This window comes from Acinetobacter sp. Q85-2, assembly GCF_013420555.1.
GTDB classification, from domain to species: domain Bacteria; phylum Pseudomonadota; class Gammaproteobacteria; order Pseudomonadales; family Moraxellaceae; genus Acinetobacter; species Acinetobacter indicus.
Window position 1 is genome coordinate 1 of the sequence record NZ_VOXW01000016.1, and the last position, 15305, is coordinate 15305.

A 15305-nucleotide genomic window follows, 5' to 3' on the forward strand; every position below is an offset into this window, starting at 1 on the left:
AATAATTCAAGTGAATTTGTTTGAAAGAAGAACTTTAAAAGCTTTATTTTCACCCGATAAAATACCCATAAAACAAGAGGAAGCTCAAATGAGCTTCCTCTTGTGAAAAATTGTGGGACAGCAATGCTGAAGAGGCTCCTTTTTTATACTCGATACTGCTCCGCCACGCCGCAAGACGAGAAGCTGTGCTTCGAGTAAAAAAGAAAGCGCTGCTTTAAGTTTTACGCAAGACAAGGACGAAGTCCGCGTAGACTTTCATGCAAAAAGAATCTCCATTTTTTGGGGATTTTTTTATGCACGGTTGTAAAAATTACGTAAGACAAGCGAAGCGCGTAGACTTAAATTTGAAAGGCTCCAGAAATGGAGCTTTTCTTTTACTCTATCCAAACCCAAGATCAACCACTGCACATAGGGTTTTATCTCGGAAGATGCTTTTAGCCTTTAATCCAAAAAAATTTCATCGATAAAAAATGAATTCCTCTTCATTCACCCATTTCAGGCTTGGCACAGAAAAAGTAGATGAACTTTGTTGTTTTCCAGCCGCAAGCTCCCTGTTTATAGTGAGCGTTGAGGTGATCTGTTTTTGTTGAATTGATAGGTGTATCTGGACAACTATAAAGTTTTACTTCACCAAAATCAGGGGTTTATAATTTAGATTAAAATTACCCTATTTAACCGATTGGTATTGTAACTGGCCGATACATTTGTTCATAAAACTCAACATTAGACTACAATAAGCTTAAAGATTTCCGCGCATCATCTTCCTATAATAACAATCAAGGAGATGGAAGCATCTCTTATAATAGATATAAATATCCCCGATTTCGATCTCAGATTTCCCCCAAAATCTGGGATTTTTTTTATCCATTTTATGCGTAATCCATAAAAAAAAGCCTGAAATTATTTCAGGCTGTTTCTGGTATTCAAACTTAGCGTTCTTGAACTTTCTGTTCAATTTCTTCCATGCTGGTATGACGCACATCCAGACCTTTGACCATATAAATCACTTGCTCGGAAATATTACGCGCATGGTCACCAATCCGCTCTAGGGAACGCAGTACCCACATTACATTGATGACGCGGGAAATATGACGTGGATCTTCAATCATATAGGTCATTAAAGTCCGGGTGGCCGACTGGTATTCACGGTCGATATCGGCATCGGCCAGCAGTACGCGTAAAGCCTGATCGACATCTAAACGGGCAAAAGCATCCAGCGCATCATGAATCATGACTCGCACCTGGTTGCCAATATGACGGGTTTCCATATAACCGCGCGGCGAGCCACCTTCTTCACACAAGCTTTGTGCAATCCGGGCAATTTTGGCCGCTTCATCGCCAATACGTTCCAGGTCGGTATTGGCCTTGCTCATGGCAATCACCATGCGCAGGTCAATTGCTGCAGGATGACGGCGCGCCAAAATCAGGGTTAATGCTTCATCAATTTCAGTTTCCAGACGGTTCACCGCATTGTCCTGAAATTGCACCTCTATTGCCATCGCGGCATCTGTGTCCAGCAATGCATGAATCGCATTGGCCACCTGCTGCTCTACCAAGCCACCCATGGTCATGAATTTTGTATTGACATCCTGTAGATCTTCATTAAATTGAGAAGAAATATGGTGATTTAACACAGGATTATTTGGACTCAAGAGATGTACTCCAATGCAATAATAACGGACTTATTTGATCATTGATTATTAAATCACATTAAACATTAAGCTTTTATGACAATTTAAACAAGTGCCCGATTGCATCATTTTATTTTATTGAAATTTAAGGTTTTTCTATTAACCACAAGTTCATCTCAGCCAGATCTTTTTCACTGAGTTGCCCCACCGATGCCCGGAGGCGCAGCACATTAATCAGATAATCATATTTGGCATTCAAATAGTCCTGCTTGGCCGAAAAAGCATTACGCTGGGCCAGCAGGACATCGACCATGGTTTTTAGGCCTTCATGATATTGGGCACGGGAGGCGCGCGATACCAGTTGCGCCGATTGCATGGCCGCCTGTCGTGCCTGTAATTTGGACTGATCGGTTTCCACCTGCAAATAGGCACTTTTTACATCGGTATTGGCTTTACGGATGGCCGCATCCAGCTCGGCTTCGGCTTTATCGACATTCACTGCTGCTTTCTGGATATTGCGCTGGGTACGGCCGCCGGTAAACACATTCCAGTTCATTTCAATGCCGACCTGATCAAACTGACCATCCTGAGAAATCAGGCTTTGTGGCGTCTGCTTGTTATAGCCATAAGTACCGACCGCTTCAATTTGCGGATAACGCGCGGCCTGCTCGACCCGTTTCTGGTCTTCGGCATAACGCTGCTGCAAGCGGGCCTGTAAAATGGACAGGTTCTGACTTTGTGCCAGCTCGGTCCATGCCTCTAAACTGGCCGGATAAGGCTTTTGGAACTGAAAGTCATCTCGCAATACCGCCAGATTTTCACGATATGGCCCGATCAGCTGCGCCAGTTGTTCCTGTGCCAGCACCAGCTGCACATGGGTAGCAATCCGGTTGGCCTTGGCATTTTGATATTGCGCCTCGGCTTCGCTGACATCACTGCGCGCAACCAGTCCTTCACGCAGCTTGGCATTCATCATGTTCAGCTGTTCCAGCAGCGCCTGCTCTTCCTGTAAATAGGCGGTGGTTAAAGACTGCTGACGTAGCACATTAAAATAGGCTTCGGCCACATTTAAGATATGCTCCTGCTTTTGCAGTCTTAAGGTGACTTCACTGAGACTGAGTGAGGTTTTGACCTGTTTTAGGCCTTCCCAGGCATCCCAGCGGAATAAAGGCTGGCGTGCAGTGACACTCACCTGACGGGTGGTGGTTGCTGAAGGCGACAGGCTTTCAGAGCTGACTGGAAAACCTGGAATTGTCGCAGCATTGGCGTCCTGACTGCGCCGGGTGATATTGCCAGACACAGTCACGGTCGGCAGCAAATTGCCTTTGGCAATGCCTAAATTCAGTTGATCGGCTTCATATTGCAACAGATTGGCCTGCCAGTTCGGGTCGGTGGCTTTGGCACGCTCATAGGCCTCGACCAGATCCAAGGCTTGCGCCCAAGGGCTAAACAACAGCAGGCCCAATACACATATTTTTTTCTTCATTTTATTCGTTTAACTCATCTCGCCAAAATGGCCATGTCTCAGTCAAGCATTGACTCAATTTGCTCCATAGTAGCGATTTATCGCATTTTTTTCGTATGTTTTTGATTATTTTTTTATATTTTACCGCTTTAACTCAAGCAGCAAGCTGTCCAGTTGAGTTGAGTCAGGAGCGCACTCACAGCCACGTAACCAAACTTCAGCACAACGCTACAATTCACCGGCCCGAAGCTGGTTACAATAGCGCCATACATTCCGCACTTGTTGTTTTTTGCTGCTTTTTTTAATTGGGTTATCGTGAAGCTTATTTCTCCCCGCTGGCGTACTTTACTGCTCAGTTTATGTTCTGCAATGGTTTTGACCGCGTGTCAAAGGCCAGAACCTCCTGTGGTCATTGAACAGAAGCCGAAGCAGGCTGTGGCTGAACAGGCGGTCGATTTAAAGTCGATCTGCCGCGGTATTGAACAGGAAATGCGCGAGATTAACCAGCAGCGCACCACCTTTGCCCTGGAACAGATTAACCAGGATTTAAAAGTCTGTTTGCCACTAATGGATTTCCCCGACCAGCAGCATCTGCTGGAACTGTCTGCCCAGATGTACCAGAATTTTCTGAAAGTCGAACGTACCGCCCAGCAGCAGACCGCTTTTGATCAGTATGCCTTTGATCTGGCCCAGCATCCCACCATTCAGCAAAGCCATTTCGAACAGTTTGCCTTACGCGACCAGTATCTGCTGAAACACAAAGGTCAGGCCTATGTCGACCTGTATGATGCCGGTGAAGGGCAACTGGTCTATCGGCGTAATCCGCAGTACCTGGCTCGTATTTTTGCGCCTTATCTGCCCGATGCCGAACGGATTTTTATTGAAAATCTGGCCGAACAGAATATGCAGCGTCCGATTCGTGATGGCGGCCTGACCATTGATGCCCAGGAAGTGGTGCGTCGTGCCCTGTTCTGGGAAGATTATGTCAAAAACTATCCTGACAGCAGCTATATCCGCGATGCGCGTTATCTGGATCAGGTCTATCGTATGTTCCTGTTCAAAGGCACCTTAAATACCCCGGTTTCAGACAGCTATGAAGCAGAATATGCGATTCAGCCCAGTGTCTGGTATGAAATTGAAAAGCTGGCCAAGCTGGAGCAGTCGCGACTGGCAGATCAGGCGCGTAAATTCCGCAGCTTTGTACAGATGTCGCCACAGGAACGGCGTAACCGTATTCCAGTCAGCCTGACTGCACAGGAACAAAACAATGAACGTGCCAATACCCTGGCGCTAAAGCAGCTGTCCCATTATCTGGATTTACCGCTAAACGGCTTAAGCCCGACCCGTGACTGTTTTAGCGATGCGGTCTGTATGCCCTATCAGAATAACTAAGCCATCCACCAATTTGGCAGTTTTATCACTGGCCTTTTTAAGCCAACCTGTTAAGATTTAAGCAGCTTGACGGAGCGCGAGTAAATCCTCGCTGAGATTGTGTAATTGTCTAACCGTATAGATGATTAAGCACAAGTACCGTTGAACCTGATCAGGTTAACACCTGCGTAGGAATCAAGCGCAACTAAACCTTAAGTTTCGATTTATTGTTCAGGATAAATCCGTTTCGTTTTGGTCGTGCTTGATTCGTTGATGCTCTTCATAAGGATCATGGTATGAACCAATTAACGAATCTTTCTTCTGAGGCCATTTCTGCTCAACACGAGCAAGATGCCAAAGACCTCACCCGTATTTTACCCGCTTCGAGCAAAGTCTATATTCAGGGCTCACGTGAGGATATCCGTGTCCCGATGCGCCAGATTGAACTGACTGAAACCCCAACCAGTTTAGGCGGTGAACACAATCCGCCGGTAATGGTCTATGACACCTCTGGCGTTTACACCGACCCGGAAGTCAATATTGATCTGAACCAGGGTTTACCGAATGTGCGTGAACGCTGGATTGAAGAGCGTAACGATACTGAAATTCTGGATCAGCTCAGTTCTAAATTCGGTCAGGAACGCCTGCGTGACATCCGCACTGCCGACATCCGTTTTGCCCATATCCAGAAACCGCGCCGGGCCAAACGCGGGCATAACGTGACCCAAATGCACTATGCCAAACAGGGCATTATTACCCCGGAAATGGAATACATCGCCATCCGTGAAAACCTGCGCCAGCAGCAAGGCGTCGATATGCGCCAGCATCCGGGACAAAACTTTGGCGCACAAAACCTGCGTGAAATTACCCCGGAATTTGTACGTCAGGAAGTCGCTGCCGGCCGCGCCATTATTCCCGCCAACATTAACCACCCTGAAATTGAGCCAATGATTATTGGCCGTAATTTCCTGGTGAAAATTAATGCCAATATTGGTAACTCGGCACTGGGTTCCGACATTGCCGAAGAAGTGGCAAAAATGACCTGGGCCACCCGCTGGGGCGCCGACACCATCATGGATTTATCGACCGGGAAAAATATTCATGAAACCCGCGAATGGATTATCCGTAACTCACCCGTGCCAATTGGTACCGTGCCCATTTATCAGGCCCTGGAAAAAGTCAACGGCGTGGCAGAAGACCTGACCTGGGAAATCTTTAAAGACACCCTGATTGAACAGGCCGAACAAGGTGTGGATTACTTCACCATTCATGCCGGGGTACTGCTGCGTTATGTACCGCTGACCGCCAACCGTCTCACCGGTATTGTGTCACGTGGCGGTTCAATCATGGCGCAGTGGTGTCTGGCGCATCATGAAGAAAACTTCCTGTACACCCACTTCGATGAAATCTGTGAAATCATGAAAGCCTATGACGTGTCATTCAGTCTGGGCGATGGCCTGCGTCCGGGCTGTATTCAGGATGCCAATGATGAAGCACAATTCAGCGAACTTCGTACCCTGGGCGAGTTAACGCATCGCGCATGGGAACATGATGTACAGGTGATGATTGAAGGCCCGGGTCATGTGCCAATGCATATGATCAAGGAAAATATGGATCTGCAACTGGAAGTCTGCAAAGAGGCGCCGTTCTATACCCTTGGTCCGCTAACCACCGATATTGCACCGGGCTATGACCATATTACCTCGGCCATTGGGGCCGCCATGATTGGCTGGTATGGCACGGCCATGCTGTGCTATGTGACGCCAAAAGAGCATTTAGGTCTGCCGAACAAGAAAGATGTTAAAGACGGTATTATCACCTACAAGATTGCTGCACATGCCGCCGATCTGGCCAAAGGTCATCCGGGTGCGCAGGCGCGTGACAATGCCCTGTCCAAAGCCCGCTTTGAATTCCGCTGGGAAGATCAGTTTAACCTGAGTCTGGACCCGGATACGGCGCGCAGTATGCATGATGAAACCTTGCCGAAAGAAGCACACAAATCAGCGCACTTCTGTTCGATGTGTGGACCGAAATTCTGCTCCATGAAAATCACCCAAAATGTGAGAGATTATGCGCAAAATCAGAATCTTGCTAAAGAAGCCATGCAAAGTGATACAGAGGTTGCGGAAGGTCTCAAAGCCATGAAGGAGACCTATCAGCAGACTGGTCAAAAATTGTACCACGACGTCTAAACTATCGAAAAAGAGTTTGTGTTCCATTTAATCTCAGTTAGGATGAAAACTGATGTTCTTCATCCGTATGATGTTTTATGGAAATACTTAAACAGGCGACCTATGGTCGAAATGAACTGCGCATTCAACAGCGTGAATTCTTGTTTCGTGGCTTTATTCAGGTTGAAAAAGTCAGTCTGAGCCATCGCCTGTTTAATCAAAACCACTATACACCGGTCATTCATCGGGAGTTGATTCAACGCCCGGAGGCAGCCGGTGTATTGTTATATGATGAAAAAAAACATAAATTTGCATTAATAGAACAATTTCGTATTGGGGCAATGGATGATCAGGATTCTCCCTGGCAACTCGAAGTCATTGCGGGCGTACTCGATGGTGATGAGTCACCGGAAAGCTGCATTCGCCGTGAAACCCTAGAAGAATCAGGCTGCGAAGTTGAAGAACTGCAGCATCTGTTTACCTTCTATCCTTCTGCAGGAGCTTGTGCGGAAATCTTTCATTTATATAGTGCGAAAGTAAATTTGCCTGAACAAGGCGGTGTGTTTGGTCTTAGTGAGGAAGGCGAAAATATTCAATTGCATATTTTTGAATATGAGCACTTACCCATCTTATTGGCCAATGGTCGGCTCAGGAATGCGCCGCTGATCATCGCCCTGCAATGGTTACAACAACAAATTAAACCATAAGGAATGTCTAAGGGGTCAGGCATGACTTTTATAAGCAAAAATACACAAAGCTGGACCATCGTCCAGATTTCAGACACACATTTAATGGATCAGGAAGAGCTTAAATTTGTGCAGATGAATCCGGAACACAGCTTTCATGGCATCATGCGTGATATTCAGCAACGTTATCCTGAGCTGGATGCCATTTTTCATACCGGGGATCTGGCACAGGTGCCAGTGCCGGCGACCTATGCGCGCTATCTGGCATTTATGCACCGCCTGAATATTCCGTTTTATCAGATTCCGGGCAATCATGATGAGGTGGAGTATTTTCCGTTTCACCAGCAGCAAAACCGGGTACATGCCATTCATTTGGGTCGCTGGACCATCATGCTGCTGAACAGTGCGGTCAAGAATCAGATTGATGGCCGGATTGAACCCTCCCAGCTCGCGCAACTGGACCAGCTGTTAACCGAACATGCCGGCCAGCATGTGATTCTGGCCTGTCATCATCATCCTTTTGCCATGCAGTCGCATTGGGTCGATCAGCATAAACTGAAAAATACCGCCGATCTGACTGAAGTGATGGTCAAGCACCAGAATATTAAAGCGGTTTTATTTGGCCACGTGCATCAGGATTCACTGAACATCTGGAACAATATTCCTTTTTATTCAACGCCTTCGACTTCAGTACAATTTAAACCGCATAGTGATGATTTTGCCCTGGGACAGGAAGCACCGGGCTATCGGGTCTTACATTTAAAGGATAACGGCGAGTTCGACACACAGGTGCATCGTGTTGAAAATTTAGTCGGTCAAATAAATAATGAAATTTCAGGTTATTAACTTTTCATTTTAATCTTTTTGCTTTAAGTTATGGCTGCGAAGGAAAACGTGATACGACGAAATCCAAACATCAAAGACTATCAATATACATAAAAAGTCTATATGATGACGACCCCCGAAGGGATAATCTTCTCCTTGGGAGTGGATAAAAACACTTGCATATCACCATATTTTTTGCGTATAGATAATACGTATATGATGAGGAATGCCCTACATGGCGAATGACAACCAAAATCAAGTCTTGGACGAACAAACAGATGTTGTAGAGGAAAAATCTACAAAGCGCGTGCGTAAGACAAAGCCAAAGGCGTCAGAAGGTGGTTCTACTGCTAGCTTATTTGGTATTGAGCCTTATCAGCCGAAAAAAAATGAAGAATATATGTCTGAGGGCCAGCTTGAGCACTTCCGTCAGATTCTCTTGGCCTGGAAAGCCGAGCTGATGTCTGAAGTTGATCGTACGCTAAACACAATGCAAGATGAAAATACTGCATTGCCTGACGTAAACGACCGCGCCACTCAGGAAGAAGAGTTTGCTATCGAGTTACGTACCCGTGACCGTGAACGCAAACTGATCCGTAAAATTGAACAATCCATTGAAGCCATTAAAAACGATGACTACGGTTTCTGTGAAACCTGCGGAATCGAAATTGGTTTACGCCGTTTAGAAGCGCGTCCAACTGCGACTTTATGTATTGACTGCAAAACTTTGGCAGAAATCAAAGAGAAGCAAAATAACGGTTAAGCATGTCTATTCGTAATCCCTCCCTGCCCCTCCCTTTAATAAAGGGAGGGAAAGCTGAAGAGAATTACGTGGGCCGGTTTGCGCCATCGCCAACCGGCCCTTTGCATTTTGGTTCCCTCATTACCGCGGTGGCCAGTTATTGTGACGCCAAGGCCCAGCATGGGCGCTGGCTGGTCCGTATTGAAGACACTGACATTCCCCGTATTTATCCCGGCAGTGAAGCGCATATCCTACGTTCTTTAGATGCCTTTCAGTTCGAGCCGGATGGCGAGATTCTGTTTCAAAAAGACCGTTTGGCCATTTACGAAGACGTTCTTGAGCAACTCGCCGAGCAAGGCTGGGTCTATGCCTGTCAGTGCACGCGTAAAATGCTCGGTTCCAATCATATTTATGCTGGCACCTGCCGCAATCTGCAACTCCCCTTTGCACAGCAGGCCATCCGCCTGAAAGTGACCGATACAGACATCTGCTTTGAAGACCGCTTGCAGGGCCGGCATTGCTCCAACCTGCAGCAGGATCTGGGTGATTTTGTCTTAAAACGCCGTGACGGGATTATTAACTATCAACTGGCCGTGGTGGTCGATGACTATCTGCAAGGCATTACCGATGTGGTCCGCGGCGCAGACCTCTTGGACAATACCGAACGGCAAATCTGGCTTGGGCAGGTGCTGGGCTATCCGGAACTGCGCTATCTGCATTTGCCGCTGGCCATGAATGATCAGGGGCAAAAACTCTCCAAGCAGAACCTGGCTCAGCCACTGGATTTGAATCAGGCTCCTCTGCTGTTACAACAGGCGCTCACGGCTTTGCACCAACCCCCGGTAGTTTTAGATACCCCGGCACGTATGCTGCAGCAAGCCATTGCCCAGTGGTCAATTGACGCCATTCCACATACAACTCAGCTACAGGGCAGCTACGCATAACTACACAATTTGCGCTAATCTAGAAAAAAATAACTGCAAGATGGGATTACTATGTTTTTTATTTTCGGGATTGGTCCAAAAACCAAAGTGCTAGAGAAAAACCAGTTTGTCTGTCCGGTCTGTCGCAGCCGCACCAGCTATGAACTGAAGCAGCAGCGCAATTATTTTTCCTTATTTTTTATTCCTTTAATTCCGCTATCCAAAGCCAAAGGCAGCTTTGTCAAATGTCTTAACTGTAAAACGGAAATGCCAAGCACAGTGTTGCACCATGCTCAGCCAGATCCATTTCAGCAGAGCAATCTAGAAGCTTGATTCCTCACGGCTTGGATTGGTCTGCTGGGTAGTACTTTCAATTTTCAGAATCAGACTGACCATCACCGCACACATAATTAGCGATGAACCACCATAACTGATAAATGGCAGGGTCAGCCCTTTAGTCGGCAACATGCCCATATTCATGCCGGCATTCACCAGAATCTGTAACAGGAAGATGATGCTGATGCCATAGGCCAGATAACCAGCACGTAAATACTGATGTCGCAAGGCACGATGACCAATGCGAATACAGCAGACCAGCATGGTGAAAGACAGGCTCAGCACCACCAGGATACCAAAAAAGCCAAATTCTTCGCCTAAAACGGCCAGCATAAAGTCAGTATGTGCTTCCGGCAGATAGGACATTTTCTGGATACTATGCCCCAACCCCACCCCGGCCCATTCACCCCGGCCAAAAGCCATTAAGGCATTTGACAGCTGATAACCGGCCCCGAGCGGATCATTCCACGGGTTAGAGAAAGACATTAAACGTTCAAAACGGTAGGGCTCAAACACCACCAGGAAGGTAAACGCACCCAGCATCGCACCCAAGGCAATCCCGAACTGAATCAGTGGTGCACCGGCCAGGAAGAACACCCCGAGCATGGTCAACGCAATCACCACAGTCGCACCCAAATCCGGTTCTGCCGTAATCAGGCCCACAGTCGCCGCCATAATCACTGCCAGCCGTACCAGACCTTTAATATTATTACGCACTTCTTCGGCACGACGTACCACGTAGTCGGCGGTAAAAATCGCCATCATCACCTTGGCCACTTCTGAAGCCTGCAAGGTAAACCCGGCCACCCGAATCCAGCGTTTGGAACCATTGACTTCGGTACCGACCACCAGTACCGCAATCAGCAAGGCAATGGTAATAATCCATAAAAAGAAGGTGTTATTGAACCAGAGGTTTAAGGGAACTTTATACACGGTATAGGCGGCAATTAGCGCTACCGCAATTGAAATACCATGCCGCAGTACATAATGGAAGGCATTTTCATGCATACGCTCGGCATAGGGCATTGAGGCAGACGCCACCATAATCGAGCCGATACAGAGCAAGGCCAATACGCTAAAAATGAGCACATTGCGTACATTCACTTCGGCCGGTAACCGCGGTAACCAGCGCTCATAGACCTGATTGATTTTATTGATCGTTGTCTGAGCAAAGCCAGCCATATCCCAAATCCTTATTATTCTTGACCAAGTTCGTTGACATAAGCCACGAACTGACGACCACGTTCCGGATAGCCCGAGAACATATCAAAACTTGCACATGCAGGTGACAATAACACGACATCCTGCGGCTGGGTATGCTGCTGGCACAGTGTGACCGCCTGTTGCAGACTGTCGGCATGGAGCAGCGTGGTAGTGCCCTGTACCGCCGCTTCAATCAGCGCGGCATCTTCACCAATCAACACTGCCAGTTTGGCGTATTGACTGAGCGCCTGACGCAGTGCCTTAAAGTCCTGGCCTTTGCCCTGCCCGCCTAAAATAATGGCCACCTGACCACCATACGGCTGAATTGCTGCACCCAAGCCTTCCAGTGCCGCAAGGGTGGCACCAATATTGGTGCCTTTGGAGTCGTTATAATAACGCACGCCTGCGACCTCTTTGACGAATTCACAGCGATGCTCCAGACCTTTAAAGCTTTTTAAGGTGTTCAGCATGCTGTCCATCGGCAGGCCAATCGCTTCACCCAGCGCCAGACAGGCCAAGGCATTGGCAATATTATGCGTACCCTGAATATACATGTCGCTGCTTTTCAGCAGACGTTCACGGCCACGCGCCAGCCAAATGGTGCCATCTGTTTCTTTTAAAATACCAAACTGGTTGATATCTGGTGCGTTCAGGCCAAAGCTCTGCATAGGGGTGGTATCTGGCACCAGTGGACGGGTCAGTGCATCATCACGGTTATACACCACCTGTTTCACGCCCTGAAAAATACGGTGTTTGGCGGTGTGATAACCGAGCATGTCACCATGACGGTCCAGATGGTCTTCACTCATGTTCAGCACCACCGCCACTTCAGCATTCAGGTTTGAGGTGGTTTCTAACTGAAAGCTGGAAAGTTCCAGAATATACAGCTCCGGATCATCTTTGGTTAAATCCAGCGCCGGACGGCCCAGATTACCCCCAACCGCGACCTTCTTGCCAGCATCGGCAGCCATCAGGCCAATTAGTGTGGTTACGGTACTTTTGGCATTGGAACCGGTAATGGCCACAATTGGCTTGTCAGTGGCACGGCGCAAAATCTGGATTTCACTGACCACCGGAATGCCCTGCGCTATTGCCGTCTGAATTTCTGGCAGTTTTGGATCAAGCCCCGGACTGATGATAATTTCTTCAGCAGACAACAGCAGTTCCTGGTCAAACTGGCCAAAACTGGTCTGAACCTCGGCCGGAATCTGGTCATAACCGGGGGGTGTCGCTCGAGAGTCTGTTACGGCAACGCGGTAGCCCTGATCATGCAAGAAGTTGACTGCTGCAACACCTGAAATGCCAAGACCTGCCACAACTTTTAATCCACCGCGTTGTATTAACATTTGAGCTCCATCAATGATTTGGATTTTAAACTGCGGAAATGTTAGCACTTTGGGGTTTTGAATGCTTTTTCTGTTTGCAGTTTCTGGAAAAAATTTTGTGTCAGTGCGTAAAAAAGCCGTCATAGAGATGACGGCTTTTTTGATGCTCAAGGGCTTACTTCCACTTGACCCCTTGTACTTCAGTTTTCTTGCTGGCCTGCTCCGACACCGGACAATCACAGCCACCGCCACAACCGGCAGCCATTTTCGGTCTGAACCATTTGCCCAGCGTGTGCCAGCCTTTTGCCGTACAGGCATCCGACAACTTCAGAAAGACTGAATTTGAAGTCTTCGGGAATACCTTTTTGAAGACCACCAGCGTGCTCCACATCACCAATACCGCCACAATCAATACTTCAATCATTTCAGTCTCCTTTTTTTGTTTCGGCTTAAGCCAACAGGTTGGATGCAATCTGATAGGTCAGGAATGACATCAAATAGGCCAGACCAAACAGATACACGGTCATAAAGCCCACTATTTTCCACGATGCCGTTTCACGGCGTACCGTGGCCAGCGTCGCCAGACAGTGCGGTGCATAAATAAACCAGACCAGTAGCGATAAACCGGTCGCCAATGACCAGCCCAAGTCACCACCGCTGCTGATGATGCTGGCCAGACCATCGGCCATGGCATCTTCGTCCCCTGACAGGGCGTAAATGGTACCCAGTGCAGCCACCACCACTTCACGGGCTGCCATTGCTGGAATCAAGGCAATACAGATCTGCCAGTTAAAGCCCAGTGGGGCAAAAATTGGCTGCATGATATGGCCCAGCATCCCGGCAAAGGTATAATCAATCGCCGGCATGGTCGCGCCTTCTGGCGGCTGCGGGAAGGTACACAGGAACCAGAGCAGAATCGACAGGGCAAAGATGATGCCACCGACCCGTTTCAGGAAGATTCGGGCGCGATCCAGCAAACCAATCCAGACGTTTTTGATGTCCGGGAAACGGTAACTTGGCAGTTCCATCAACAGCATGTGATCGGACTTGTCTTTCTGGAAAAACTTCAGCACAAAAGACACGCCCAGCGCACTTAAAATACCAGCCATATACAGCGCAAACAGCACCAGACCCTGCAGGTTAAACAGGCCCCATACCGTTTGTTCCGGAATAAAGGCGGCAATTAACAGCGCATACACCGGTAAACGCGCGGAACAGGTCATCAGCGGTGCCACAAAAATAGTGGTTAAACGGTCACGCGGGTCGCTGATACTGCGCGTTGCCATAATCCCCGGAATCGCGCAGGCAAAGCTGGACAGTAACGGAATAAAGGCACGGCCACTTAAACCGGCTTTAAACATCAGTTTATCCAGCAAGAATGCGGCACGCGGTAAATAACCCGATTCTTCCAGAACCAGAATAAAGAAGAACAGAATCAGAATTTGCGGCAGGAACACCACCACACCACCGGCACCGGCAATAATCCCGTCCACAACCAGACTGTTCAGTAAAGGATGAGCAATACTGCCACCAATCACTTCACCCAGCCAGCCAAAGAAGGTTTCAATCCCGTCCATAAACGGGGCTGCCCAGGCAAAGACCGCCTGGAAAATGATAAACATCATGACTGCCAGACTGACCAGACCCAGCACCGGATGCAGGAACACCTTATCGAGGAAATCGGAACGTTTATCTTCCTGATCAACGTATTGCACCACATCATTCAGCAGGGTTTCGACCTTCTGATGGGCATCGCCTTTCAGACCGGTCAATTCGGTATGTGGCAGCGCATATTTACCCTGATCCAGCGCATTCATCAGGTTTTCAATCCCGGAACGGCGCACGGCCACGGTTTCTACCACCGGCACACCGAGGCGCTCAGACAGTTTCTGGGTGTTGATCTGCATGCCACGACGACGCGCTTCGTCCATCATGTTCAGCACCAGCAACATTGGACGACCCAGTTCAATCATTTCCAGTACCAGACTCAGATGCAGCTTCAGATTGGTGGCATCAACCACGCACAGGAAAGCATCCTGCTGGCCTTCTTCTGCCAGTTTGCCCTGTACCACATCACGGGTAATGGCTTCATCCGGACTGGCAGCATTTAAACTATAGGTACCAGGTAAATCCAGCACCCGTACCGGCTTGCCTGAAGGTAAATTAAAATGACCGACTTTACGTTCGACCGTTACGCCGGCATAGTTGGCAACTTTCTGACGTGTACCGGTTAAATGGTTGAATAATGAGGTTTTACCGCAGTTAGGATTCCCTACAAGGGCAATACGTAAGGCATCACTCATGTAGTGACTCCATCTTCAATTTCAATTTTCTCTGCTTCATTTTTGCGTAAGGCAAAACGGGTAAAACCGACCTGAATCAGAATCGGATCCCCGCCAAAAACACCTTTGGTAATGACCTGAACGCGCGTGCCCGGCACAAACCCCAATGTTTCCAGACGGCTGGCCACCAAGTCATTGTGTGACTCGCCCCCCTCATCCTGCCGGATAATCTGGCGGATAATAGCCGTCTGCTTTACCTTTAACTCTGATAAACGCACTGTGAAATTCCTAAGCTCTTTTAAATAGTATACAAACAAATGAGAATAATTAACAAATAAGGATTGA

Annotated in this window: 14 protein-coding genes and 1 riboswitch; of the genes, 7 read left to right on the forward strand and 7 right to left on the reverse strand. The window is 48.0% G+C overall.

Features of this window, described 5'->3' with window-relative positions; translation table 11 throughout:
• Positions 1 to 929: 929 nt before the first annotated feature.
• Both phoU and FTT68_RS09850 read right to left on the reverse strand, forming a co-directional pair.
• Positions 930 to 1652: a phosphate signaling complex protein PhoU gene (gene phoU, locus FTT68_RS09845; protein ID WP_005181619.1), complete on the reverse strand. Its 723-nt coding sequence runs from the start codon at positions 1650 to 1652 to the stop codon at positions 930 to 932.
• Positions 1653 to 1776: 124 nt separating this feature from the next.
• On the reverse strand, positions 1777 to 3117 hold the full coding sequence (locus FTT68_RS09850; protein WP_075174910.1) for a TolC family outer membrane protein: 1341 nt from the start codon (positions 3115 to 3117) through the stop codon (positions 1777 to 1779).
• 348 nt (positions 3118 to 3465) lie between these two features.
• Between FTT68_RS09850 and FTT68_RS09855 the strand changes: the two genes are divergently transcribed.
• From FTT68_RS09855 to FTT68_RS09885, 7 genes are all read left to right on the forward strand, one after another.
• On the forward strand, positions 3466 to 4488 hold the full coding sequence (locus FTT68_RS09855) for a hypothetical protein (RefSeq protein ID WP_042119428.1): 1023 nt from the start codon (positions 3466 to 3468) through the stop codon (positions 4486 to 4488).
• A gap of 60 nt (positions 4489 to 4548) precedes the next feature.
• A riboswitch (TPP riboswitch) is annotated at positions 4549 to 4679 on the forward strand.
• Between the two features lie 84 nt (positions 4680 to 4763).
• A complete protein-coding gene (thiC, locus tag FTT68_RS09860) occupies positions 4764 to 6659 on the forward strand; it encodes a phosphomethylpyrimidine synthase ThiC (RefSeq protein ID WP_005181616.1) in 1896 nt (631 codons plus the stop codon).
• 77 nt (positions 6660 to 6736) lie between these two features.
• A complete protein-coding gene (locus FTT68_RS09865) occupies positions 6737 to 7345 on the forward strand; it encodes an NUDIX domain-containing protein (RefSeq protein WP_005181612.1) in 609 nt (202 codons plus the stop codon).
• A 21-nt stretch (positions 7346 to 7366) separates the two neighbouring features.
• Entirely contained in the window at positions 7367 to 8170 is an 804-nt protein-coding gene (locus FTT68_RS09870; RefSeq protein WP_168370316.1) for a metallophosphoesterase, read from the forward strand.
• A 214-nt stretch (positions 8171 to 8384) separates the two neighbouring features.
• Complete coding sequence (gene dksA, locus FTT68_RS09875; RefSeq protein WP_016659695.1) at positions 8385 to 8912, forward strand: RNA polymerase-binding protein DksA; 528 nt, start codon at positions 8385 to 8387, stop codon at positions 8910 to 8912.
• 2 nt (positions 8913 to 8914) lie between these two features.
• Positions 8915 to 9835 carry a tRNA glutamyl-Q(34) synthetase GluQRS gene (gluQRS, locus tag FTT68_RS09880; protein WP_168370315.1) on the forward strand — a complete coding sequence of 307 codons (921 nt, stop codon included), beginning with the start codon at positions 8915 to 8917 and terminating at the stop codon, positions 9833 to 9835.
• Positions 9836 to 9886: 51 nt separating this feature from the next.
• Entirely contained in the window at positions 9887 to 10147 is a 261-nt protein-coding gene (locus FTT68_RS09885; protein ID WP_075167819.1) for a zinc-ribbon domain-containing protein, read from the forward strand.
• Here the strand turns inward: FTT68_RS09885 and ftsW are convergent.
• The 5 genes from ftsW to FTT68_RS09910 all read right to left on the reverse strand — a co-directional run bounded on the left by ftsW (position 10136) and on the right by FTT68_RS09910 (position 15238).
• Positions 10136 to 11332 carry a putative lipid II flippase FtsW gene (ftsW, locus tag FTT68_RS09890; RefSeq protein ID WP_160241699.1) on the reverse strand — a complete coding sequence of 399 codons (1197 nt, stop codon included), beginning with the start codon at positions 11330 to 11332 and terminating at the stop codon, positions 10136 to 10138. The two genes, FTT68_RS09885 and ftsW, sit on opposite strands and share 12 nt — an antisense overlap.
• 14 nt (positions 11333 to 11346) lie before the next feature.
• A complete protein-coding gene (gene murD / locus FTT68_RS09895; protein WP_160241700.1) occupies positions 11347 to 12699 on the reverse strand; it encodes a UDP-N-acetylmuramoyl-L-alanine--D-glutamate ligase in 1353 nt (450 codons plus the stop codon).
• 154 nt (positions 12700 to 12853) lie between these two features.
• On the reverse strand, positions 12854 to 13102 hold the full coding sequence (locus FTT68_RS09900) for a DUF6587 family protein (RefSeq protein WP_016659699.1): 249 nt from the start codon (positions 13100 to 13102) through the stop codon (positions 12854 to 12856).
• A gap of 25 nt (positions 13103 to 13127) precedes the next feature.
• On the reverse strand, positions 13128 to 14981 hold the full coding sequence (locus FTT68_RS09905) for a ferrous iron transporter B (protein ID WP_168370314.1): 1854 nt from the start codon (positions 14979 to 14981) through the stop codon (positions 13128 to 13130).
• A complete protein-coding gene (locus FTT68_RS09910; protein ID WP_005181588.1) occupies positions 14978 to 15238 on the reverse strand; it encodes a FeoA family protein in 261 nt (86 codons plus the stop codon). Before FTT68_RS09910 ends, FTT68_RS09905 begins: the two co-directional genes overlap by 4 nt.
• Positions 15239 to 15305 lie beyond the last annotated feature (67 nt).